This window comes from Flavobacterium sp. XN-5 (assembly GCF_008033395.2).
Classification (GTDB): Bacteria; Bacteroidota; Bacteroidia; order Flavobacteriales; family Flavobacteriaceae; genus Flavobacterium; species Flavobacterium hiemivividum.
Window position 1 is genome coordinate 38,753 of record NZ_VOGZ02000011.1, and the last position, 23,352, is coordinate 62,104.

Here is a 23,352-nt window from a genome sequence, read left to right on the forward strand (position 1 = left end):
AGTATCAAATGAGCGGTTAACAGTGGTGGTTTTCCAGTAGACAGCGTTTTACTATCTATATTTGGCGCCCTATTATCTCCCCGCCTTTGGCTGCCGAATTTATCAAGAAAAATTATCATAATATTAGCAAGTTAAAGCTTCAAAAATCTGTAAATTGGCAGAATGAAACTGCGGTTATTGCTCGTTAGCGCAATCACTTTGTGATATTCCTATTTCTTAGTGATCACAGCAAAATAACAAGACAAATACTATTTGTAAATATATGGATAAGATAAAAATACTTTGGGTAGACGATGAAATCGATTATTTAAAACCACACATACTATTCCTAGAAAAGAAAAATTACAGTGTTACTACTTGTAATAACGGACGTGATGCGATTGATATTTTCGATAATGAAAATTTTGACATCGTTTTTCTAGATGAAAACATGCCCGGCATGAGCGGTCTTGAAACACTGTCTGAAATGAAGGAGAAAAAGTCGGCTGTTCCTATGATTATGATTACTAAAAGTGAGGAAGAGTACATCATGGAGGAAGCAATAGGCTCTAAAATTGCCGATTACCTGATTAAACCAGTGAACCCAAATCAGATTTTATTGAGTTTGAAGAAGAATCTGGATCACTCGCGCTTAATTTCACAAAAAACCACATTGGACTATCAGAAAGAATTCCGTAAAATTTCTATGGAAATGGCGATGGTGAATTCTTATGAAGACTGGGTCGAATTGTATAAGAAATTGATTTTTTGGGAGCTTAATCTCGAGAATATCAACGATCATGGGATGATTGAGATTTTAGAGTCCCAAAAAGCGGAAGCCAACTCGCAGTTTGGAAAATTCATCGAACGCAATTATGAAGATTGGTTTCTACCAAAGGCTGACAAACCCATTCAATCGCATACTTTATTTAGAGAATTAGTCGTTCCTGAAATTGTTAAAAAAGACAAACCCATTTTGTTTGTGGTAATTGACAATTTGCGCTACGACCAATGGAAAACTTTTGAAAGTGAAGTAGCTAATTATTATAAACTGGAAAAAGAAGTACCTTATTTCTCTATTCTTCCCACCGCAACCCAATATGCTAGAAACGCTATTTTCTCTGGTTTGACACCACTGGAAATGGAGACAAAGTTTCCGCAATACTGGAAAAATGATCCTGAGGAAGGCGGAAAAAACCTGTATGAGGCTGAGTTTTTATCAGCACAGTTAAAACGACTGGGATTAAACATCAAAGAGGATTATTTCAAAATAACCAACTTGGCTGGTGGAAAAAAACTGGTGGAAAATTTCAAAGGACTACGAGACAACGATTTGGTTACTGTAGTTTATAATTTTGTAGATATGTTATCCCACGCCAAAACAGAGATGGACGTGGTAAAAGAACTCGCTTCCGACGATAAGGCCTATCGCTCGCTGACATTGAGTTGGTTCAAGAATTCTCCTCTACTAGAAATCATACAACAGGCACAAAAACTAGGTTTCAAACTGATCATAACCACAGATCACGGAACTATAAATGTAAAAAACCCATCGAAAGTCGTGGGTGATAAAAACACCAGCCTCAATTTACGTTACAAAACTGGGCGTAGCCTGACCTATGAATACAAAGATGTATATGCGGTAAAAGATCCAAAAAAAATAGGTTTACCTACCATTAATATGAGTAGTTCTTATATTTTTGCAAAAAACGATCTGTTTCTGGCCTATGTAAATAACTTCAATCATTATGTGAGTTATTACAGAAACACCTATCAACATGGTGGAATTTCATTGGAAGAAATGATTATACCGTTTATGATTTTTAATCCGAAATAGTCAATTCAGAAAAACTGTAGACCTTAATATTTAAACAAATTTTTAAAATGGAAATTACTTTTTCATTAGATGAAATCGAAAAAACAGCACACGCTATTGTTGCTGAAAAGCCTAATAAAGTGATCCTTTTTCACGGAGAAATGGGTGCTGGAAAAACCACTTTTATCAAACAACTAGCCAAAGAACTTGGGGTTACAGAAGCAACTAGTAGCCCAACCTTTTCTTTAGTTAATGAGTATCATACTACTAACAATCAGATAGTTTATCATTTTGATTTTTACAGATTAAAAAACGAAGTGGAAGCACTGGACATGGGAGTCGATGAATACTTATATTCTGGAAACTGGTGTTTTATCGAATGGGCCGAAAACATCCCAAACCTTATCCCAGATTCCCACTCTGTTGTCACCATCCAGGAACTAGCTGGCGGCAAACGCCTATTGAAATTAAGCTAAAGAAACACACAAAATATGAATACCGAGAATACAGTTGTAATCATTCCTTTTTCTTCGGACTTGAAGGAACCTATAAAAACCTTAAACTTAGAATGGCTTAGTAGACATTTTAAAGTCGAACCTAAAGACGAGCGAGTACTTTCTAATCCGCAAGAAGAAATCATTGACAAAGGCGGAATGATATTTTATGCTAAATACAATGATAAAATTGTAGGTACCGTTTCATTGCTAAAAATGAACGATACGGAATTTGAATTGAGCAAAATGGCCGTTACTGATGGTGTTCAAGGTCTAGGAATAGGTAAAAAGCTAATGGAGCACTGCGTTAAAACTGCCAAAGAAAACAACCTTAAAAAGATAATTATCTATTCGAATAGAAAACTAGTTCCCGCTATCACTTTGTATGAAAAATTCGGTTTTAAGGAAATACCTTTAGAAGCTGGTATTTATGAAAGAGCCGATATTAAAATGGAAAAATTAATTTAAGTAATCTTATTCATTCTTATTCGAATATTTAAACCCGTTTTAAGCCTGTTTTTTTAAACTTTTTACGTAATTTTACCTCTAATAATCACTTTATCAATGTCAATAGCAATAACTCCTTTCACTAAACAACAGTTGTTACCGCAGGAAGAAAAACTCGAGCTAAGCCGAAGAAAAAGCGATCTTTTTATTGGTATTCCAAAAGAAACCAGCTATCAAGAACGCCGTATCTGCTTAACTCCAGATGCAGTTAACTCATTAACTTTCAACGGACATCGCGTAATGATTGAATCAGGAGCTGGTGAAAGCTCCAGTTATTCTGATAAAGAATATAGTGCTGCTGGTGCCGAAATAACAAAAGATACCGCCAAAGTTTTTGGTTGTCCAATGATTTTGAAAGTGGGCCCGCCTACTCTTGCCGAGGTTGCCATGATGAACAATCAAACAATTCTTATCTCATCGATTCAACTAAAAACGATGAAGAAAAGTTATTTTGAAGCCTTGAGCAAAAAAAAGATAACCGCCTTAGCATTCGAATATATAAAAGATGAAGACGATAGCTATCCCGCAGTACGATCGTCTAGTGAAATAGCAGGAACTGCCTCGATTCTAATTGCTGCAGAACTAATGATTACTAACGAATTCGGAAAAGGATTGCTGTTTGGCAACATCACCGGAGTTCCTCCTACCGATGTAGTTATTTTAGGCGCTGGAACAGTAGGAGAATTTGCTGCTAAAACTGCCCTTGGATTAGGAGCTAGTGTAAAAGTATTTGATAATTCCATTACAAAACTCCGTAGATTACAAAATAATCTCAACCAACGTATTTTCACTTCCACTATACAGTCTAAATCGTTATTAAAGGCACTAAGACGTTGTGATGTCGCCATAGGCGCGATGAGCGGCGTAGAGCGCTGTCCGGTGGTTGTTACAGAAACTATGGTAGAACACATGAAAAGCGGCGCAGTAATCGTTGATGTCAGCATTGATACCGGAGGTTGCTTTGAAACCTCAGAGGTTACTTCACATGAGAAACCAACGTTCATAAGAAGCAATGTAGTGCATTATTGCGTTCCTAATATTCCTTCGCGTTACCCAAAATCGGCTTCCCTTTCTATAAGTAATATTATCTCCCCTTTTTTAATGCAAATTGCTGCCGATGGTGGTATTGAAAGCGCCATTCGTTGCGATAGCGGATTAAAACACGGCGTTTATTTTTACCACGGTATCCTGACTAATAAAGTCATGGGAGACTGGTTTGATTTACCTAATAACGACATCAATTTAATTGTGTTTTAAGTAAACTTCCGCTACCTTTGCACAAAAAATAATTCATGAAATTTTTCCATCGTTTTGCCTACTATTTAGTGGGATTAGTTATAGGTCTATTTTTTGTATCCATGATATTTAGTGGAAAAGATACCCGCTGTAATTATTTTCCAAATGCCAGAGTTTTAAATGATTTGAGAACTAAGCCTTTTCACTATTCTGAAAAAGCATCTCAGGTACTAGCCGAAAAATGGATCGACACCATCGATATCAAAAATACACTCGAATTTGGAGATGTTGATTTCGATAATAGTAACACTGAATTTAGAAAAGCAAAGCTTTATGTAATCGAAGGTAAAACTACTAAAGGTCAGGATATTATTTTAAAAATAAGCAACCGCGAGGACAGAGCTATTCTAGAAGAAATTATCAAGAAGTAAACAATTAAAAACATAAGGCAGTTCCATTATTTGGGCGTGCCACCATCTTTAAAAAGGGCTCATTACTTTGCGGTAATGAGCCCTTTTTAGATATGCTGTCAGGCTTTACGCGCTACTTTGGTAGCCTGCTTCAATCCCTCACGCGGTCCAGAATTACATCAAGAAGCAGCACTCAATAAATCATTATAGATTCAAAGCCTACACCGTTCGATTGCAGTTATTGACCGCAAATTTTAATTATTTATAAATTTCCGAATTTGCGGTTTGAAAGTTTTTAGATCCTAAAGCAACAGACACCATATATTTCTATTCTTAGTTGCTAAATTCAACACAGGCGGCAACTTCGAGAAATTAATTAAAATAAAAACACTTTTCGGTACCATATTTGGAAAAAGAGTTACATTAGTATCACGGATTCCTAGCCCAGATAGCAGCGGTATACTTTTTATTTTTTATCTTTAAAAAAATAAAAAGATACAAGCGAATAGCTGGAGAAAGCTCCAGAAAATAATAGTAAATAATACATTACCAATATGAGATTAGAAGATTTTGACAATGATGAGGATAAAATAATCCAAGACCGTTTAAAGCAAAAGAACTGGAATGAGATCAGGACTAATGACAGCTGGGCGATTTTTAAAATTATGGCCGAGTTTGTAAATGGTTACGAAGCCATGGGACGTATAGGTCCATGTGTGTCCATTTTTGGATCAGCGCGAACAAAGCCCGAGGATCCTTATTATTTACTTGCCGAAAAAATAGCTTTCAATATCAGTAAAGCCGGTTACGGTGTGATAACTGGAGGAGGGCCTGGTATCATGGAAGCTGGAAATAAAGGTGCACATCTAGGCGGAGGAACTTCGGTGGGACTGAACATTGTACTGCCATTCGAACAACATTTTAACCCGTACATCGACGGTGATAAAAACCTAAATTTTGATTACTTCTTTGTTCGAAAAGTAATGTTTGTTAAATATTCTCAAGGATTTGTTGTTATGCCAGGAGGATTCGGGACTTTAGATGAGTTGTTTGAAGCCATGACTTTGATTCAGACGAAGAAAATCGCCAAATTCCCTATAATATTGGTAGGAACTGAATTTTGGTCGGGATTAATTGATTGGGTCAAAAAAGTTTTAATCGAACGAGAACAGACAGTGAGTCCAGACGACTTGAATTTGATAAAAATTGTCGACACAGCGGACGAAGTAGTTGATGTTCTCGATAATTTCTATAAAAAATACAATTTGAAACCAAATTTTTAACATTGAAAGCTGTTCTTACGAGCAGCTTTTTTTTTGTAAAAAAAACCACCTTTTTTACCAAAATAAATCTATTAAGTGTATATTGTGAAATAGTAACGAGTTAAATTTACAGTTGAGAGTATTTTATAAAATCGCCTTTTGTATTTTAGTTTTATTGACATCAATAAAACAATACGCCCAGCACCATACCCAAATGCATGTTGAGGTAAACAGTACTGAAAAAACCTTGAATATCCAGCAGGAACTTATCTTTTTTAATGAGTCTAATGACACGCTAACTTCAGTTGTACTAAACGACTGGAACAATGCTTATGCTGATGTGAATACACCTTTAGCGAGACGATTTTCGGACGAGTTTTATCGCGGTTTCCACTTGGCTAAAGAAGACGAGCGCGGAAGCACTAAAAATTTAACGATTATAGATGCCGATAAATCATTCCTTTTATGGAGAAGAACGGCTGAAAATCCAGATATTATTAGGGTAACGCTAAGAGAAAAACTAGCTCCTAATCAGAAAATAAAACTTCAACTTACTTATACTGCAAAAATTCCAAGTGATGCCTTTACTAAATTTGGCTATAATGCAACAGGCGGAATGAATCTAAAAACATGGTACCTTACTCCTGCCCGTTATGAAAATCATGCTTTTGCAAAATATAGCAATGCCAATTTAGATGATATTGCAAATGCCATGTCAGATATTGATATTGATTTAAAAGTTCCAAAAGGCTTTGAAGTAACAACTGACTTAAATAAGAAGGAAACAATTGAAAAAGATAGTCATTCCATTTATAAACTAACTGGTAAAAACAGAACAAATTTCAGTCTTTTTATCGAACCCAAATCCAGTTTTTACAGCTATAAAACCAGTGGAATTGAAGTTATAACAAATTTAAAGGAGAATAAAGTAGGTATCAAGCAACAAGCGTATGCCATTGATTGTATTGTTAATTATGTAGAGGATTTAATAGGGAAATATCCGTTTGATAAAATTGCTGTTTCTCAAACTGATTATGAACGAAATCCTTTTTACGGATTAAATCAGCTGCCTTCGTTTATCAGTCCATTTTCAGATGAATTTACCTTTGAGATCAAGTTTTTAAAAACATACTTAAATGCCTATTTACAAAACAGTTTAAGACTAGACAGCAGGAAAGACAGTTGGATTTATGATGGAATTCAGGTATATGCAATGATGAAGTATATTGACGAGAATTACCCAAACACCAAGATGCTGGGTAGTGCCTCTACCTTTCTACTACTGAAAAGCTACAATCTCACGAATCTAGATTTTAACCAGCAATATAGCTATTTCTACATGTTAATGGCTCGTAAAAATCTTGATCAACCACTAGGAGACCCGAAAAATTCTCTCATAAAATTCAACGAACAAATCGCCAGTAAATACCGCGCTGGATTAAGCTTCAGGTATCTGGACAAGTTTCTTGGTGACGAAGTTGTTACTAATAGTATCCGTCAATTCTATGTTGAAAACAAGAAGAAACAAGTGTCTAGAGATGATTTTGAAACCATTTTAAAAAGAAATACCCACAAGAGTATCAATTGGTTTTTTAATACAATTATTGATTCTCGTGAAATCATTGATTTTAAATTTGGGGACGTAGTAAAAACCAAAGACAGTATTACTTTCAGCCTTAAAAATAGAACCGGAGTAATTGTTCCCGTGCCTGTTTACGGAATTAATAAAGGTGAAATTGTATTCAAAAAATGGTTGGATCCCCAGATAACTGATAGTATGTTTTCTTTCGAAAGAAATAATGCTGATAAGATTGTTTTAAATTACAAGAATGAAGTTCCTGAATACAATTTAAGAAACAACTGGAAATCACTAAAACCTTTCTTCCCTAACAACCGTCCCCTAAAATTTGTCTTTATGAAGGATTTGGAAGATCCGTATTACAATCAAGTTTTATATGTCCCTACTTTAGGATACAATTTGTATGATGGCCTTACCCCTGGCTTGCGTCTTCACAACAGAACAATATTAGAAAAACCATTCGTTTTTGACGTCAATCCAGCCTATTCAACAAATACCAATACATTTTCTGGCTCCGGTTTTGTTGCCGTAAATCAAAACTATAGAAACAGTGCACTTTACAACGTACGTTATTCTTTTTCGGGTTCCTATTTCCACTACGCACCAGATGCTACTTATCTAAAAGTAAATCCAACAGTTCAGTTAAGACTCCGAGAAAACGACTTTCGTGACAACAAAAAGCAATTAATCTTATTGCGCCACGTAATTGTCAACAGAGAAAAAAGCGAAATAGTTGTAGACAATTCCACCGACAATTACTCTGTCTTTAATGCGAAGTACTTTAATACTAGAACAGAAATTACAAATCATTTCAGTTTTTCATCTGACCTTCAACTAGCTAGTAAATTTGGAAAAATGGCCGCAGAAGTCGAGTACAGAAAACTTTTCGAAAATAACCGTCAAATAAACTTGCGTCTTTATGCTGGTAGTTTTCTATACAACAATACTAATTCTGATTTTTTTAGTTTTGCATTAGACCGACCAACGGATTACTTATTTGATTACGGCTATTATGGTCGATCAGAGAACAGCGGCTTTTTTAGTCAGCAACTAATTGTGGCTGAAGGGGGTTTTAAGTCAAAACTCTCCACTCCGTATGCCAATCAATGGATCACTACTGTAAATGGAAGTTATACAGTTTGGAATTGGATCGAAGCCTACGGTGACATCGGTTTTTTAAAAAATAATTTCCAAAGCGAGAAATTTGTGTATGATAGTGGAATCCGATTAAATTTAGTTCCTGACTACTTCGAAGTGTACCTTCCACTCTATTCTTCTAATGGATGGGAAATTAGCCAAGACAAATACAACGAGAAAATTCGATTTGTTATTACTTTATCGCCAAAAATATTAATCAATTTATTTAATCGAAAATGGTTTTAAACGAAAGGAAATATATTATAACATTGAATTATTCTCCTTTTTTTACCTATTAAATTACGAATATCTAATTTAAAAATATATTTAAAGTGATTTAATTGATAATCCTCAAATTATATTTCTTTCAATGAATTATGATAATCGATTGTTTTTAAGTAAATTTGTCTCCTTAAGAGATACCTTTTAATTATGATAAAAGAAAAAACCAATACAACACTGACATTCGAGGATTTTAGAACCGAAGTCTTAAACGATTACAGAATCGCTATGATAAGTAGAGAATGTAGTTTATTAGGCCGTCGAGAGGTGTTGACCGGAAAGGCAAAATTCGGAATTTTTGGCGATGGAAAGGAAGTGCCTCAATTGGCGATGGCTAAATTTTTCAAAAACGGTGACTTTCGTTCTGGATATTATCGTGACCAAACTTTTATGATGGCTATTGGGCAAATGACGATTGAACAGTTTTTTGCCGGATTATATGGTAACACCAACTTAGAGCTAGACCCTATGTCTGCCGGCAGACAAATGGGTGGTCATTTTGCTACTCATAGTTTAAATGAAGACGGTTCTTGGAAAGACTTAACAAAACAAAAAAATTCTAGCGCTGACATTTCTCCTACCGCAGGACAAATGCCTAGATTATTAGGGCTTGCGCAGGCATCAAAAATATACAGACAAGTAAAAGGAATACCCAATAAAGCAAATTTCTCAGTTGAAGGAAATGAGATCGCTTGGGGAACCATTGGAAACGCAAGTACTTCTGAAGGATTGTTTTTCGAAACAATAAATGCTGCAGGAGTATTACAAGTTCCTATGGTAATTAGTGTTTGGGATGATGAATATGGTATTTCGGTTCATGCGAGACATCAGACAACCAAGGAGAATATTTCTGAAATTTTAAAAGGGTACCAAAGAGACGATGCTTCAAAAGGATTTGAAATCTTAAGAGTAAAAGGTTGGGACTATACTGAACTTATTGCTACTTATGAGAAGGCATCTACTCTGTCACGTGAACAGCATGTTCCCGTATTAATACATGTCAATGAACTTACTCAGCCTCAAGGACACTCTACTTCTGGATCACATGAAAGATATAAAGATGCTGACAGACTAGCTTGGGAGAGAGATTTTGACTGTATCAGACAAATGAAATTATGGATGATTGCAATTAACATTGCCTCTCCTGAAGAATTAGCTGAAATAGACGCAAACGCTAAGAAACAAGTACTTGAAGGTAAAAAGGCAGCATGGAGTGCTTTTATAGGACCTGTTGTTGAAGAACAAAAAGAATTGGTTTCCTTATTGACAAAAATTGCAGATTTATGCACTCATAAAGAGACAATATTAAAATATGCTTCTAACTTAAGTAGTGTAAAAGATCCTATAAGAAAGGAAATTCTAGTTGCAGCTCGTAAATCTTTACGACTTGTAATCAATGAAGATGTAAAAAACGAACTTTCAAATTGGATAACTAATTACACTAAGAAAAATCAAGAAAAATTTAGCAGCCACCTGCACTCTGATTCTGATTTAAATGTCTTTTCAGTGAAAGAAATTCTTCCTGAATATAATGATAATGCAAAAGAGGATACAGATGGTCGAATGATTCTACGTGATAACTTTGACGCTATCTTCACAAAATATCCTGAAACTTTAATTTTTGGAGAAGATGCAGGAGCCATTGGTGATGTAAACCAAGGTCTAGAAGGAATGCAAGAGAAATACGGTGAATTGCGTGTAGCCGATGTTGGAATACGTGAAGCCACTATTATAGGACAAGGTATCGGAATGGCATTAAGGGGTTTAAGACCTATCGCCGAAATTCAATATCTAGATTATCTATTGTACGCTATCCAAATCATGAGTGATGATTTAGCAACACTGCAGTACAGAACAGTAGGAAAGCAAAAAGCGCCATTAATCATTCGTACCAGAGGCCATCGTTTAGAAGGGATTTGGCATTCAGGATCTCCTATGGGAATGATTATCAACGCTATTAGAGGAATACACGTTTTAGTTCCAAGAGACATGACAAAAGCGGCAGGTTTTTATAATTCACTGTTAGAATGTGATGAACCAGCCTTGGTTATCGAATGTTTAAATGGATACCGATTAAAAGAGAAAAAACCACTAAATTACGGAGAATTCAAGACTCCTATTGGTGTTGTTGAAACCATGAAAGAAGGTGATGATATAACATTAGTTTCTTATGGATCTACCTTAAGATTAGTCGAACAAGCTGCTAAAGAACTTCTTGAAGTAGGTATTGACTGTGAAATTATAGATGTTCAATCTCTACTCCCTTTTGATATTAATCATGACCTTGTAAAAAGTATAGCTAAAACAAATCGTCTTTTAGTAATTGATGAAGATGTTCCAGGAGGAGCCTCTGCTTATATTTTACAGCAAATTGTTGAGCAACAAGACGGCTACAATTATTTAGACAGTAAGCCGCAAACCTTAACATCAAAAGCGCACAGACCGTCTTACGGGACTGATGGCGATTATTTTTCAAAACCATCTGCTGAAGATATTTTTGAAAAAGTATATGCTATGATGAATGAGGTAAACCCGATAAAATATCCAAGTTTATATTAAAAATAGTATTTTAGTAAAAAAACAGTACCTTGTCAATTAATTAGTTACGAACTTAAAACAATAAAAATGAAAAAAATATCAATGTTAATAGGCATTTTATCAGTTATGGCAATCGTTTCTTGCAAGGAAAAAGAAGAAACCCCTGACACTACCACAAATCAGACAATTGAAGTTACAAATGAAGCTCCAGCTGTAGAAGAAAATCCTGATGGAACATCAGTAAGTATTGGTTCTGATGGTATTGATGTAAGCACTAAAAGCGGGGAAAACCAAACGAAAGTAAACGTTTCTGGAGGTGACGCAAAAGTTGAAGTTAAGAAATAATACTATTTTTTAGCTCTTAAAAACATAAAGCCAATCTGAATTAGTTCGGTTGGCTTTTTTTATTAAATTAAAATTCAAAACAGGAATAAATGACAAGTTTAGAAACCGTTTTAAATAATATCCAAGATGCCAAAGTAATAGCTGATTCTATTACTTTAAAACAATATGTCCCTTTAAATTTATCTGTTTCAAATCAAAATCTAACTAATGAATCATTAGCTGATGCCGCAGAATTCGAAAATTATATTGAAAATTATCTGACCATAAATAATTCGAAAGTTGCTTACGGAGGCTACAATGAGGAACGAAATCTATATCAACGAAGTACTATTTTTAAAGACCTGGAGACAGAGGAACGAAACATGCATATTGGTTTAGATTTATGGATAAAAGCTGGAACTCCAATTTTAGCAGCACTTGACGGAACAATTCACAGTTTTAATTTTAATGCTGGTTTTGGGGATTATGGTCCCACTATTATTCTTGAGCACCAAATAGAAAATCATATCTTTTATACTTTATATGGACATTTATCGTTAGACAGTCTAGAAAACATTGCGATTGGTAATGTAATCAAAAAAGGACAAGAGATAGGTCTATTAGGAAATTCAACCGTGAATGGTGATTATTCTCCGCATCTGCATTTTCAAATTATAAAAAATATTGGTGCAAATTTGGGTGATTATCCTGGAGTTTGCACAAAAAGTGATTTGGATTTCTATTTAGACAATTGCCCAGATCCTAATTTATTATTAAAAATAACATCTTAGAAATGAAAAGAATAGTTCTCGTACTCAGCTTAATTGTACTTGTTGGATGTAAGTCAAAAAAAATTGACCAACCGATTGGCGAAAAGCCTGAAGAAGTAAAATTCATGAAATTAGCTGTAGCTGAAGTTGACGCCAGTCAAAAGGCGAAAGCATACGATTTGGGTAAACGAATTTTAATGACTTGTAACACATCTAAGTTTAAGCCATTTAATCAAAGTGAAGCAACTAGATCTGTTATCAACAACATAACTTTAGAAAAGCTTTCAAAAACCTGTGTGAAATTCAGACAGTTCTACGGTCCCTTTAAGGATCTTAAATTGATGGAAATCTACAAAGACAATGAGACGCAAACAACCATTTTTCGCTACAAAGCACTGTATACAAAGCCTGTTGCAAATAAAGAACTTAGAGTTTATATGAACGAGAAAAATCAAGTGTCGGCTATTAAATCAATGGACTGGTCTGATGTTTTCGAAAGAAAATTATTTAAAAACCCTGATACAGATACTGACAAAGAATAGCTCTTGCCAGCTTAGTTTTAAAATACTAATCCAAATCGAAAATGACGTAATTCATTTTCGATTTGGATTTTTTTTTATAAATCATAGTAGTATCATTTTCATTGGATTAAAAACCTCAAAACTATCAAACCATCTTTCAATTGTCCATAATTTTTTAATCGCTGTGACTATTCCATAATAGTTTTTATTATCTTAAGAAGCTCCAATAAAAATCTGTGAATTATACAACTAATTTAAAAGTTATGTAATTCATATCTGAGAAAAAAGTGCAAATTTTACACAATCAGTTAAAAACAAATAATTTGAAGCTATATATTAAATACATGGTCAGCAATCGCTGCAAACTAGCAGTTAAAGAGGAACTAAAAAAACTTGGATTGCATTTTATTGTTGTCGATTTAGGAGAAGTGGATGTCATGGAAAATATTTCTATGGCACAAAGAGAACTTCTTAAAGCGGGGCTCTTAAGTGCAGGGTTTGAATTGATGGACGATAAAAAGTCGATGCTCATAGAAAAAATTAAAAATGTTATAATTGAAATGGTTCACCATTCGAATGAAGTTATCAAAGTAAATTTTTCTATTTATTTAAGTGAGAAGTTAAGTCATGACTACACTTATTTGTCTAACTTATTTTCTGAAGTACAAGGAACTACAATCGAGCATTTTATTATTTCACATAAAACTGAACGGGTGAAGGAATTAATTATATATGGAGAACACAATATCACTGAAATTGCATGGAAAATGGGTTATAGTAGTGTAGCGCATTTATCAAGTCAATTTAAGAAAGTAACAGGGCTCTCGCCTTCCCACTTTAAGAATTTGAAAGATAAAAGGCGAATGCCTCTTGAAGAAATTGGAAACCCAAATAATAGCAAATAAGTTTTACATACACCATGAAGTTAATTTCAGATAAAAAATTTCAAATCTATTATATCCTAGTCGCTATTATCCTACTCGTTGTATTAGGTATTTTCTACTATAATAACCTAAAAGTAATGTCAACTAGTGACTCTGCAGTTCATGCGCAGGAAGTATTGCGTAAAAACGATAATGTTCTTTTAGATATTCTTGATATTGAAACTGGCGTAAGAGGGTATATAATCTCTGAAAACAATCTATATTTAGAGTCCTACAATAAGGCAGTAAAAGCGATGAATAGCAACCTGTCACAATTGTCAGCACTAACGCAAAGTAATTCACAGCAAAGTACACAGGTAGATTCTTTAAAAGTAATGACTGCCAAGAAATTATTTTTATTGCAAAAAATTATTGACGATAGAAAGGTAGATTTATTAGAGCCAAATGAAAAGATTGCCATTCTAAAAGATGGTAAAATCATCACTGATAGTATTAAAAACATCATTTATAAAATTAAAGTTGATGAATATAATGCTCTTAAACTTAAAAAATCTGAAAATGAAAATAGTGTTCAATATTCCGAAATACTATTCTTTTTACTTTTGATTTTAGTATTTGTAATTTTTACACTTGTCTTTATTATTGTTAAAAATTTAAAAATTAGAAATGACGAATTAGAATTATTTACTTCCTCACAAAAATTACTTTCAAATTATTCACTTAGTCTTATCGAGGCCAGTTTAGATCCCTTGATCACTATAAACATTGATGGTAAGATTAGTGGTATGAATGAGGCCACGGTTATAATTACTGGTGTCGAACGCGAAAAACTGATAGGCTCTGATTTCTTCGAATATTTTACAGAACCTCAAATGGCACGTGAGGTGTACAAAGAAGTGTTTGCAAATGGCTCCGTTGCTGATTCTCCATTAACTATTCGTCATAAAGAGGGAAAGCTTACTGATGTGTTATTTAATGGATCTGTTTATAAAGATCAACAAGGAAAAGTGCTTGGTATTGTTATTGTTGCTAGGGATGTTACTGCTCAAAACCTACTTTCTAATTATTCCCTTAGCCTTATTGAAGCCAGTCTTGATCCCTTAGTTACCATTAGTATCGAAGGAAAAATAACCGATATGAATGAGGCTACTGTAAAAATTACAGGCTTGGAACGTGAAAAATTAATAGGATCTGACTTTTTTGACTATTTCACTGAGCCTCAAATGGCACGTGAAGTATATCAAGAGGTTTTTGCAAATGAATCTGTTGCAGATTCTCCTTTGACCATACGCCATAAAGATGGAAAGCTAACAGATGTACTATTCAATGGCTCCGTTTATAAAGATCCACAAGGCAATGTACTAGGAATCGTGATTGTTGCCAGAGATGTTACAGCTCAAAAATTACTTTCTAACTATTCCCTTAGTCTTATTGAGGCTAGTCTTGATCCATTAGTTACAATAAGTATCGAAGGTAAGATTACTGATATGAATGAAGCCACTGTAAAAATTACGGGCTTAGAAAGAGAACAACTAATTGGTTCTGACTTTTTTGACTATTTCACAGAGCCACAAATGGCAAGAGAAGTATATAAGGAAGTATTTGCAAATGGTTCTGTTGCTGATTCACCGCTTACCCTTCGTCACAAAGAAGGTAAATTAACCGATGTATTATTCAGCGGATCTGTTTATAAGGATGATCAAGGAAATGTACTTGGTATTGTTATAGTAGCTAGAGATACCACAGAGCAAAAAAGAATTGAAACAGAGCTGATAGAAGCTAAAGTATTTGCGGAGCTTGCAACAGGAATTGCTGAAGAAGAAAAACGAAATGCTGAAAACGCTGCTTCAATTGCTGAAAATGCTGTAAAAGCAAAACAGCAATTTTTATCAAATATGAGTCATGAAATACGTACCCCAATGAATGCCATCATCGGCTTTACAAAGGTAGTATTGAAAACAGATTTGACTGCAAAACAGAAGGAATATCTAAACGCTATAAAAATGAGTGGCGATGCACTAATTGTGCTTATTAATGATATTTTAGATTTAGCAAAAGTAGATGCTGGAAAGATGTCTTTTGAAAAAACTCCTTTTAAAATGAAGTCCTCTATTGCATCGATGCTTCACTTATTCGAAACAAAAATTCAAGAGAAAAATTTACAATTAGTAAAAGAATATGATTCTAACATTCCTGCCGTAATAATAGGCGATCCGATACGTTTACATCAAATTATTTTAAATTTGGTTAGTAATGCAGTCAAATTTACCTCCGAAGGAAAAATAACCGTTAATGTACGTTTAATCGATCAGGATGAAGAAAATGTTACCATAGAGTTTGCAGTTGCTGATACCGGAATTGGAATTCCCGAAGAGAAATTAACAACCATATTTGAAAATTTCCAACAAGCCTCAAGCGGGACTTCCAGAATTTATGGCGGAACAGGACTGGGACTAGCTATCGTCAAACAATTAGTAGAACCTCAAGGTGGTAGTATTAAAGTAAAAAGTACAGTAGGAGAAGGAAGTACTTTCAGTTTTAGATTGAAATTCCAAAAAACAACTGCCGATGCAGAACTAGAAACAGAAATGCTCGAAGTCGACAAAGAAACAAAAAGCATAAAAGTTTTGGTTGTTGAAGATATTGCGTTGAATCAATTATTGATGAAAACACTACTAGATGACTTTGGGTTTGAACGTGATATTGCCGAAAACGGAAAAATAGCAATTGACAAACTGCTTAACAATTCCTATGACGTAATTTTGATGGATCTTCAAATGCCTGAAATGAATGGATTTGAAGCTACTGAATATATTAGAAAAACAATGAATTCTGATATTCCAATTATTGCATTAACAGCTGATGTTACTACGGTAGATTTAGCTAAATGTAAGGCAGTGGGAATGAATGATTACATTGCAAAACCAGTCGACGAGCGTTTACTATATAGTAAAATAGTAAACATCGTGAGAAAACACACATCAAAAAAGGAAAAAGAGATGAAAAAAAATATAGTCCCTAAAACTCAAAAATATATTGATTTAGGTTATTTAGATTCTCGAACTAAATCTAATCCCAAACTAATGATGGAAATGATTGCAGCTTATTTACAGCAAACTCCGCCACTAGTTACTGCAATGACGGAAAGCTTGCTAAACAAAGATTGGGCATTACTTCGAGCTTCAGCACATAAAATGGTTCCCTCCTTTTCAATAATGGGTATCAGTCCAGAATATGAAGAAATGGCAAAAAAAATCCAGGGTTACTCTGGTGACTTAGAGAATCAAAAAGAAGAAATTGATGATTTGGTGTTGCAATTGACAGCCGTATGCAATCAAGCATGTGAAGAATTAGAAATAGAATTTAATAATATAAAAAACAGAAACTAATGGAAAACGAAGCAAAAATAAAAGTGTTTTTAGTGGATGATGACGCCGTTTTTCTAAAGTCCTTAGAAATCGAATTTATACATCATACTGATTTTATCGTAGAAACATTTGCAACTGGTGAACTATGTATAGCAAATTTAGACAAAAAACCAGATGTGATCATTCTGGATTACCAACTTGATGGAATCGATAAAAATGCAATGAACGGAATTGAAACTTTAGACAAAATTAAAGAGTTTGATCCAGACATTCCAGTGGTAATGTTGTCGTCTCAAGATAAAATTGAGGTAGCTGTTAGTTGTATGCACCACAAAGCTTTTGATTATGTGGTAAAAAGCGAAACTTCTTTCTTGCGACTTCAGAAAAACATTACTGCTTTCTTCCATTTTGAAAGAATCGAAAAAGAGCTAAAGTGGTATATGGCTAGAATGTAATAATCTCATTGCACTTAAACTTTTAAGAACACAATATAAAATAGTTAAGCCTGTCAAATGACAGGCTTAACTATTTTATAGATACAAGTATGCGAACACAATAAAATTTCGAAACTTGATAAAAATTTAGTGTATTGAGTATTCCATTCATCACTCCTACTTATATGTAAATACTAATTTAAATAAATGTGTGAATGATGAAACTTTTCTTTCAAATTGTGTAAAACATACTGCATATAAGAGGTTTATCTTTGATTACAATATTATTACAAATTACCATGATCTCAATAATCAGCATATTGCTAGTTATAATTGTTACTGGAGCTATACTTTGGCTGATAAATACTTATGTTCCCATGGATACCACAATTAAAAATGTATTCAATTCATTAGTTGTTATTGTGACTGCAATCTGGATACTTAATTATTTGGATCTATTTAGTTCTTAATTCTGTCAAAATAAACAAGCTGTAAAAATTATAAATCTTAAAAAATAAAATTATGAATCTTAAAAGAATCTTTGGGGCGTTACTTACAGCCCTTGGAATAGGAGCGTTAATATATACTGCAGTATTATTTTCTGGTACTGCTGGTAGTAATCAAGATATTAAAAGCCTTATTATATATGGAATACTAGGACTTATTTTCTTTACTTCTGGAATAAGTTTAGTAAGAACCACAAAAGACGAATCGTAAACCATATTAACTATTGGCTACCCTTTACGGAAAAATCAATAAACAATAGGAGATCCCATCAATTACAATTCGTTCAAATGGGATTTAATTTACACTCTAAAATTTAAAGAATACAAATTGATATTTGGTTTTATTTTTTTAGGCCAGATTTTTAAATTATTGTAAAGCACATATCGAATAGATTATAAATAGTAACTATCAACCTTTAACATTAAAAAATTATGAACGCAAAAAACATAGGAATCTTATTAATAGTTATTGGAGCCATTATGGTTTTTTACACAGGATTTAATTACGTGACTAAAGAAAAGGTTGTTGACATTGGTCCGATAGAGATAAACAAGCAAGAAAGTCATCCCGTGAAATGGTCGCCCATTGTTGGTGTCGTTTTACTAATAGGTGGAGTTGTTCTTGTGGTAAAAGATAAGAAATAATTATTTTTAGGATTTTGATCTATTCAAATTACGAGATAAAAACAAAAAAAATGAAAAACATTACTATAAATAGAATTACACGAAATCTGTTTTTAGGCCTATTCGTATTGGTGTTAACAGCGTCCTTTACTTCTTGTTCGAAAAAGGTGACTTTTCAAACTTCGACAATTGTTCCTGCAGCTCGTGGAGATGTAAAAATAACCAAGGATGAAAATAAGAACTATCTAATTGTTATTAAAATAGAAAATCTAGCAGAAGTAAGCCGACTTGATTCATCAAAAAAGGCTTATGTTGTTTGGATGGAAACGGAAGAATCAATGGTTAAAAATATTGGGCAAATAAAAAGTGATTCCAATTTTTTATCTTCAAAACTAAAAGCAACTTTTGAAACGGTGAGCCCAGTAAAGCCAACGAAAATTTTTATAACTGCCGAAAGAGATCCGCAAGTTCAATATCCTGATAGTGAAATAATTCTTACTACAAACAGATTATAATGATTCTAAAAATTCAAATTAATAAGAATACGATAGGAAGACATTAATGTTTAATGATTGTTGTTCGTTTTCGGTTCTATCACTTAGAAAGAAAACGTTTTTCAATAATTGTTATTTTGGTTTGGTTTAGTGAAAGGCTGTAGTGAAATACAGCCTTTATTTTTTTGGAAAAGAGTTTTTGAATCGAAAGTGTATTAGTAGGAACCAAGGAGATAAATATTTTAAAAAACGGTAACAGTTCATAGAAGAAACTTTGAAATTAGAAATAGCGCTCTGAATAATTTAGATAAAAGATAAGTATGCAATTTAAGACTAAAGATACAGCCACATTATTATCAAAAACTTTCTCATCATGGAACGATAAAGATCCCTTTAGACAAAGTGCTGTTATTGCGTACTATGCCATTTTCAGTATTCCTGGATTACTGGTTTTAATTATTTCAATTGCTGGGTATTTCTTTGGCAATGAAACTGTAAATCAAAATATTTTAGAACAAATTTCTAGTACAATGGGTTCCGAAACTTCGAAGCAAATCAGTCAGATTCTCATCAAATCAACCCAATCTAAATCGACCGTTTGGGGTTCAATCATTGGAGTCCTCATCTTACTTGTAGGATCCACTGCTGTATTTGTAGAACTCCAAAAATCATTAAACTTAATCTGGCGAGTGGAAGTTGCACCACAAAATGGATTTTTTACTATCCTAAAAGCGAGACTTTTTTCATTTGGATTAATACTAGCTATTGCATTTCTACTATTGGTGTCGCTAGTTGTTAGTACGGCTTTATCCAGTATGGCAGATTGGGTGAAAGATCATACTGACGAATCTACAATCGTATTTTTCAACATTATCAACTTTGTATTTTCTTTTGCAGTAATATCAGTACTATTTGCTTTAATGTTTAAAATTTTACCTGATGCAAAAATAAAATGGAAGCATGTTTGGCTAGGCGCTATTGTGACTGGAATTTTATTCACTATTGGTAAAACGATCTTAGCCTTTTATTTCAGCACTGCCGATCCCGCCTCCATTTATGGCGTTGCAGGTTCTGTCGTTATCATTTTATTATGGGTTTCATACTCTTCAATGATTCTATTTTTTGGAGCTGAATTTACAGCAGTTTACGCCAAATTTTACTCGGGTACTATTCCTCCTACCGAAATCGCAAAAAAGGAATCGGTTGCTAGTAGAAAAATTTAAATCATCTCAACAATCTGAACCTCAAATTATTTAAAACCAATATCAAATAAGTAACTATTTAAGAGTAATTAACTAAATCGCGCTCAAATTTATTTTCATGGTAATTTTTAGTCTTAGTATTTCAAATGCTTAAATTACATAAACTTTCGCTAAAGTTCTATAACACAGGTGTAGATTAAATAGTTCAATTTTAAGGCATTACAAACAGAGCAATACAAATACATGCTATTACAATTTCCTTAAAATACATACATAACATGAAAAGAGTAAAAAAATTAGGAATATGGATGGATCATTCTATCGCCTACTTAATGGAATTCACAAACAATCCTTTTGAAATTAAAACAATTGAATCTGAATTTCCAGAGAGTAAAAAAGAACTGAATTTTAATAAAGGAGCCAATCTATCTATAAATACGGACAAACATATTTTATATGCCTATTATAACAAAATAGGTGAAGCGATTAAAAACTACAAACAAATTGTCCTTTTTGGTCCCACTGATGCCAAAGTGGAGCTATTTGATGTTTTAAGCGAAGATCATCGATTTGTGAAAATAAAAGTTGAAATAAAAGAAACTGACAAAATGAATCTACACCAGCAGCATGAGTTTATCAATAAATATTTTGCAGAAAATTAATAAAACAATTAACAAGCTGTATTTGCTTTTAAACGTGCGTGAATAAAAAATGGAGTGTGAAAAATTAATAATGAAATAGCATATTTATCCCAGCTTCATTATTAGAAAAAACCGTGAAAAATATAAAATTATACAAAGATTATACAACAGTAATCATCAAGATATTAGAGACATTTACATTGTAATAAGTTAGATGTTATTTAATTTTAAAAAAATATTGAAATGGATACAGAAAAATCAATTAACTTATTGAATTCGTTTATTATAATTAATAATGCTAGAATCAAACGTTATAAAAATGCTTCAAAAGAAGCAAAGCAAGCTTATTTAAAAAAAGTATTTGAAAACTTTCAGATTACAAGTCAGCGATGCAAATCTGAACTGAAACAAGAAATTATAAAATTGGGAGGAACTCCTGCTAAAGACAGAAGCAACCAAGGCTATTTTCATTCGATTTGGTATTATTTCCTTCATAAACTAATAGAAAAAGATTTACACGATGTGATTTACTCCTGCGTAAGAAACGAAACTATTGTTATTCAATCGTACTATGAAGGGATATACAATAATTTAGAATGTCTTTCTATACAGCAGCAAACCATGCTAAATGAACAATATTTACGACTAAATGTTGAGCGGGACAAAATGCAGTCCTATAGAAGTGCTTTCTAAAAATAGAAAAAAACAAAGTTGGAATAAGTCAGTTATTTATTTCCTAATATTACAATAGATCCTAATTATTAATCCACATAAAACATGAAGCTTTGACTGTGTACCTAAAAAATATTTTTAACGATGTGGGTAATGTAACATTATTTGCTTCTAAGTTTTTCAAAGAGGTGTTTACGCCCCCATATGAATTTAAAGAATTCATAAAACAATGTTATGTTATAGGGTATAAATCTATTCCCTTAGTAGCTATAACTGGTTTTATAATGGGATTAGTACTAACGCTTCAATCGCGCCCTACTCTATCTAAATTTGGAGCTGAATCTTGGTTGCCAGGTATGGTTGCTCTTTCCTTAATTAGAGAAATAGCACCAGTTATAACAGCTTTAATTTGTGCTGGAAAAATTTCCTCTGGTATAGGTGCTGAGTTAGGTGCTATGAAGGTAACAGAACAAATAGACGCTATGGAAGTGGCAGCTATTAATCCGTTTAAATACCTGGTGGTAACCAGAATATTAGCAACAACACTTATGATTCCATTGTTGGTAATACTTGCTGATGGAATCGGAATGATGGGTGGTTTTATCGGTATCAATATGCATGGTGACATTAGTTTTTATAGATACCTAGCAAAGGTTTTCGACTCTCTGGCCTTTATCGATATTGTTCCAGCGACAATTAAAACCTTCTTCTTTGGTTTCTTTATAGGATTGATAGGATGTTATAAAGGCTATAACGCTGAAAATGGAACAGCGAGCGTAGGTCAAGCAGCAAATTCGGCTGTAGTAACGGCCTCACTGAGTATTTTTATTATAGATATGTTAGCCGTTCAAATAACTGATTTATTTTATTAAAATGGAGCAAGAAACAATAACACTACTTCCGCAAGCTAAAAATGAAGAAAAAGGGCCTGTTATAGAAATTACAGGACTTGTAAAATCCTTTGGTGAACACAATCATGTTTTAAAAGGAGTTAATCTCTCCGTAAATAAAGGAGAAGATTTAGTTATATTAGGTAGATCAGGATCAGGAAAATCAATCACTATAAAATGCATAGTTGGATTGGTTTTGCCAGATGAAGGTGAAATAAAAGTATTTGGTGAAAATGTATTGAACTTACCCACTAGCAAACTGAATGAGGTTCGAATTAGAATTGGTTTCCTATTTCAAAATTCTGCTTTGTATGATTCAATGACAGTCAAACAAAACCTGGCCTTCACCTTACAGCGTCATGCATCACATTTAACAGCATCTGATGTTGAAAACGAAATCAACACGGTTTTAGAAAGTGTAGGTCTAGCAAAAGCCATAGATAAAATGCCCTCAGAATTATCAGGCGGAATGCGAAAAAGAATTGCGCTTGCACGAACCTTAATCTTAAAACCTGAGATTATTCTATATGATGAGCCTACGACTGGTTTAGACACCATTACATCAAAGGAAATAAGTGAATTAATATTAGACATCAAGAAAAATAACAATACCACTTCGATTATTATCACACACGATATGGCCTGCGCTAAACTTACAGCCGATCGGATTATGATTCTAAAAGACGGTGTTATTCATGCTGAAGGCAGTTACCTAGAACTAGAAAAGAGTGAAGACGAATGGGTTCGTTCCTTTTTTATATAATTATTTAATTTAAGAAGTT

The 23,352-nt window shown here is 33.5% G+C and carries 23 protein-coding genes; all 23 read left to right on the top strand.

What is annotated here, in order from left to right; genetic code table 11:
- Positions 1-262 precede the first annotated feature (262 nt).
- Positions 263-1,816 (top strand): bifunctional response regulator/alkaline phosphatase family protein, encoded by a 1,554-nt coding sequence (locus FQU23_RS14970; RefSeq protein ID WP_147674546.1) that lies wholly within the window; start codon positions 263-265, stop codon positions 1,814-1,816.
- A gap of 47 nt (positions 1,817-1,863) precedes the next feature.
- Positions 1,864-2,271 (top strand): tRNA (adenosine(37)-N6)-threonylcarbamoyltransferase complex ATPase subunit type 1 TsaE, encoded by a 408-nt coding sequence (tsaE, locus tag FQU23_RS14975; protein ID WP_147674547.1) that lies wholly within the window; start codon positions 1,864-1,866, stop codon positions 2,269-2,271.
- A gap of 15 nt (positions 2,272-2,286) precedes the next feature.
- The gene (locus FQU23_RS14980; RefSeq protein ID WP_147674548.1) at positions 2,287-2,757 is read left to right on the top strand and encodes a GNAT family N-acetyltransferase; all 471 of its coding nucleotides are present in this window, start codon (positions 2,287-2,289) and stop codon (positions 2,755-2,757) included.
- 96 nt (positions 2,758-2,853) lie between these two features.
- Positions 2,854-4,053: an alanine dehydrogenase gene (locus FQU23_RS14985; RefSeq protein WP_165425779.1), complete on the top strand. Its 1,200-nt coding sequence runs from the start codon at positions 2,854-2,856 to the stop codon at positions 4,051-4,053.
- A gap of 35 nt (positions 4,054-4,088) precedes the next feature.
- On the top strand, positions 4,089-4,463 hold the full coding sequence (locus FQU23_RS14990) for a DUF4258 domain-containing protein (RefSeq protein ID WP_147674549.1): 375 nt from the start codon (positions 4,089-4,091) through the stop codon (positions 4,461-4,463).
- A gap of 533 nt (positions 4,464-4,996) precedes the next feature.
- Positions 4,997-5,725 (top strand): TIGR00730 family Rossman fold protein, encoded by a 729-nt coding sequence (locus FQU23_RS14995; protein WP_147674550.1) that lies wholly within the window; start codon positions 4,997-4,999, stop codon positions 5,723-5,725.
- Between the two features lie 193 nt (positions 5,726-5,918).
- Positions 5,919-8,666: a M1 family metallopeptidase gene (locus tag FQU23_RS15000; RefSeq protein WP_147674609.1), complete on the top strand. Its 2,748-nt coding sequence runs from the start codon at positions 5,919-5,921 to the stop codon at positions 8,664-8,666.
- 186 nt (positions 8,667-8,852) lie between these two features.
- The gene (locus FQU23_RS15005) at positions 8,853-11,261 is read left to right on the top strand and encodes a thiamine pyrophosphate-dependent enzyme (RefSeq protein ID WP_147674551.1); all 2,409 of its coding nucleotides are present in this window, start codon (positions 8,853-8,855) and stop codon (positions 11,259-11,261) included.
- A 66-nt stretch (positions 11,262-11,327) separates the two neighbouring features.
- The gene (locus tag FQU23_RS15010) at positions 11,328-11,585 is read left to right on the top strand and encodes a hypothetical protein (RefSeq protein WP_147674552.1); all 258 of its coding nucleotides are present in this window, start codon (positions 11,328-11,330) and stop codon (positions 11,583-11,585) included.
- A gap of 89 nt (positions 11,586-11,674) precedes the next feature.
- Positions 11,675-12,355 (top strand): peptidoglycan DD-metalloendopeptidase family protein, encoded by a 681-nt coding sequence (locus FQU23_RS15015; RefSeq protein WP_147674553.1) that lies wholly within the window; start codon positions 11,675-11,677, stop codon positions 12,353-12,355.
- A 2-nt stretch (positions 12,356-12,357) separates the two neighbouring features.
- On the top strand, positions 12,358-12,876 hold the full coding sequence (locus FQU23_RS15020) for a hypothetical protein (RefSeq protein WP_147674554.1): 519 nt from the start codon (positions 12,358-12,360) through the stop codon (positions 12,874-12,876).
- Between the two features lie 323 nt (positions 12,877-13,199).
- Positions 13,200-13,760, top strand: coding sequence for a helix-turn-helix domain-containing protein (locus tag FQU23_RS15025; protein WP_147674610.1), 561 nt, complete (start codon positions 13,200-13,202; stop codon positions 13,758-13,760).
- 14 nt (positions 13,761-13,774) lie between these two features.
- Positions 13,775-17,128 (top strand): PAS domain S-box protein, encoded by a 3,354-nt coding sequence (locus FQU23_RS15030; RefSeq protein WP_147674555.1) that lies wholly within the window; start codon positions 13,775-13,777, stop codon positions 17,126-17,128.
- A complete protein-coding gene (locus tag FQU23_RS15035; protein WP_147674556.1) occupies positions 17,128-17,562 on the top strand; it encodes a response regulator in 435 nt (144 codons plus the stop codon). The genes FQU23_RS15030 and FQU23_RS15035 overlap by 1 nt, the downstream gene beginning before the upstream one ends.
- Before the next feature lie 278 nt (positions 17,563-17,840).
- Positions 17,841-18,011, top strand: coding sequence for a Thivi_2564 family membrane protein (locus tag FQU23_RS16375; protein ID WP_317165211.1), 171 nt, complete (start codon positions 17,841-17,843; stop codon positions 18,009-18,011).
- A 52-nt stretch (positions 18,012-18,063) separates the two neighbouring features.
- The gene (locus FQU23_RS15040) at positions 18,064-18,258 is read left to right on the top strand and encodes a hypothetical protein (RefSeq protein WP_147674558.1); all 195 of its coding nucleotides are present in this window, start codon (positions 18,064-18,066) and stop codon (positions 18,256-18,258) included.
- A gap of 221 nt (positions 18,259-18,479) precedes the next feature.
- On the top strand, positions 18,480-18,692 hold the full coding sequence (locus tag FQU23_RS15045; RefSeq protein ID WP_147674559.1) for a hypothetical protein: 213 nt from the start codon (positions 18,480-18,482) through the stop codon (positions 18,690-18,692).
- A gap of 50 nt (positions 18,693-18,742) precedes the next feature.
- Entirely contained in the window at positions 18,743-19,186 is a 444-nt protein-coding gene (locus FQU23_RS15050) for a hypothetical protein (RefSeq protein WP_147674560.1), read from the top strand.
- 299 nt (positions 19,187-19,485) lie between these two features.
- Entirely contained in the window at positions 19,486-20,388 is a 903-nt protein-coding gene (locus FQU23_RS15055) for a YihY/virulence factor BrkB family protein (protein ID WP_147674561.1), read from the top strand.
- Between the two features lie 257 nt (positions 20,389-20,645).
- On the top strand, positions 20,646-21,029 hold the full coding sequence (locus tag FQU23_RS15060) for a hypothetical protein (RefSeq protein WP_147674562.1): 384 nt from the start codon (positions 20,646-20,648) through the stop codon (positions 21,027-21,029).
- 222 nt (positions 21,030-21,251) lie between these two features.
- Positions 21,252-21,701, top strand: a complete 450-nt coding sequence (locus FQU23_RS15065; RefSeq protein WP_147674563.1) for a PA2169 family four-helix-bundle protein — start codon at positions 21,252-21,254, stop codon at positions 21,699-21,701.
- A gap of 92 nt (positions 21,702-21,793) precedes the next feature.
- A complete protein-coding gene (locus tag FQU23_RS15070; protein ID WP_147674564.1) occupies positions 21,794-22,552 on the top strand; it encodes an MlaE family ABC transporter permease in 759 nt (252 codons plus the stop codon).
- Position 22,553: 1 nt separating this feature from the next.
- Positions 22,554-23,333, top strand: coding sequence for an ABC transporter ATP-binding protein (locus FQU23_RS15075; protein ID WP_147674565.1), 780 nt, complete (start codon positions 22,554-22,556; stop codon positions 23,331-23,333).
- Positions 23,334-23,352 lie beyond the last annotated feature (19 nt).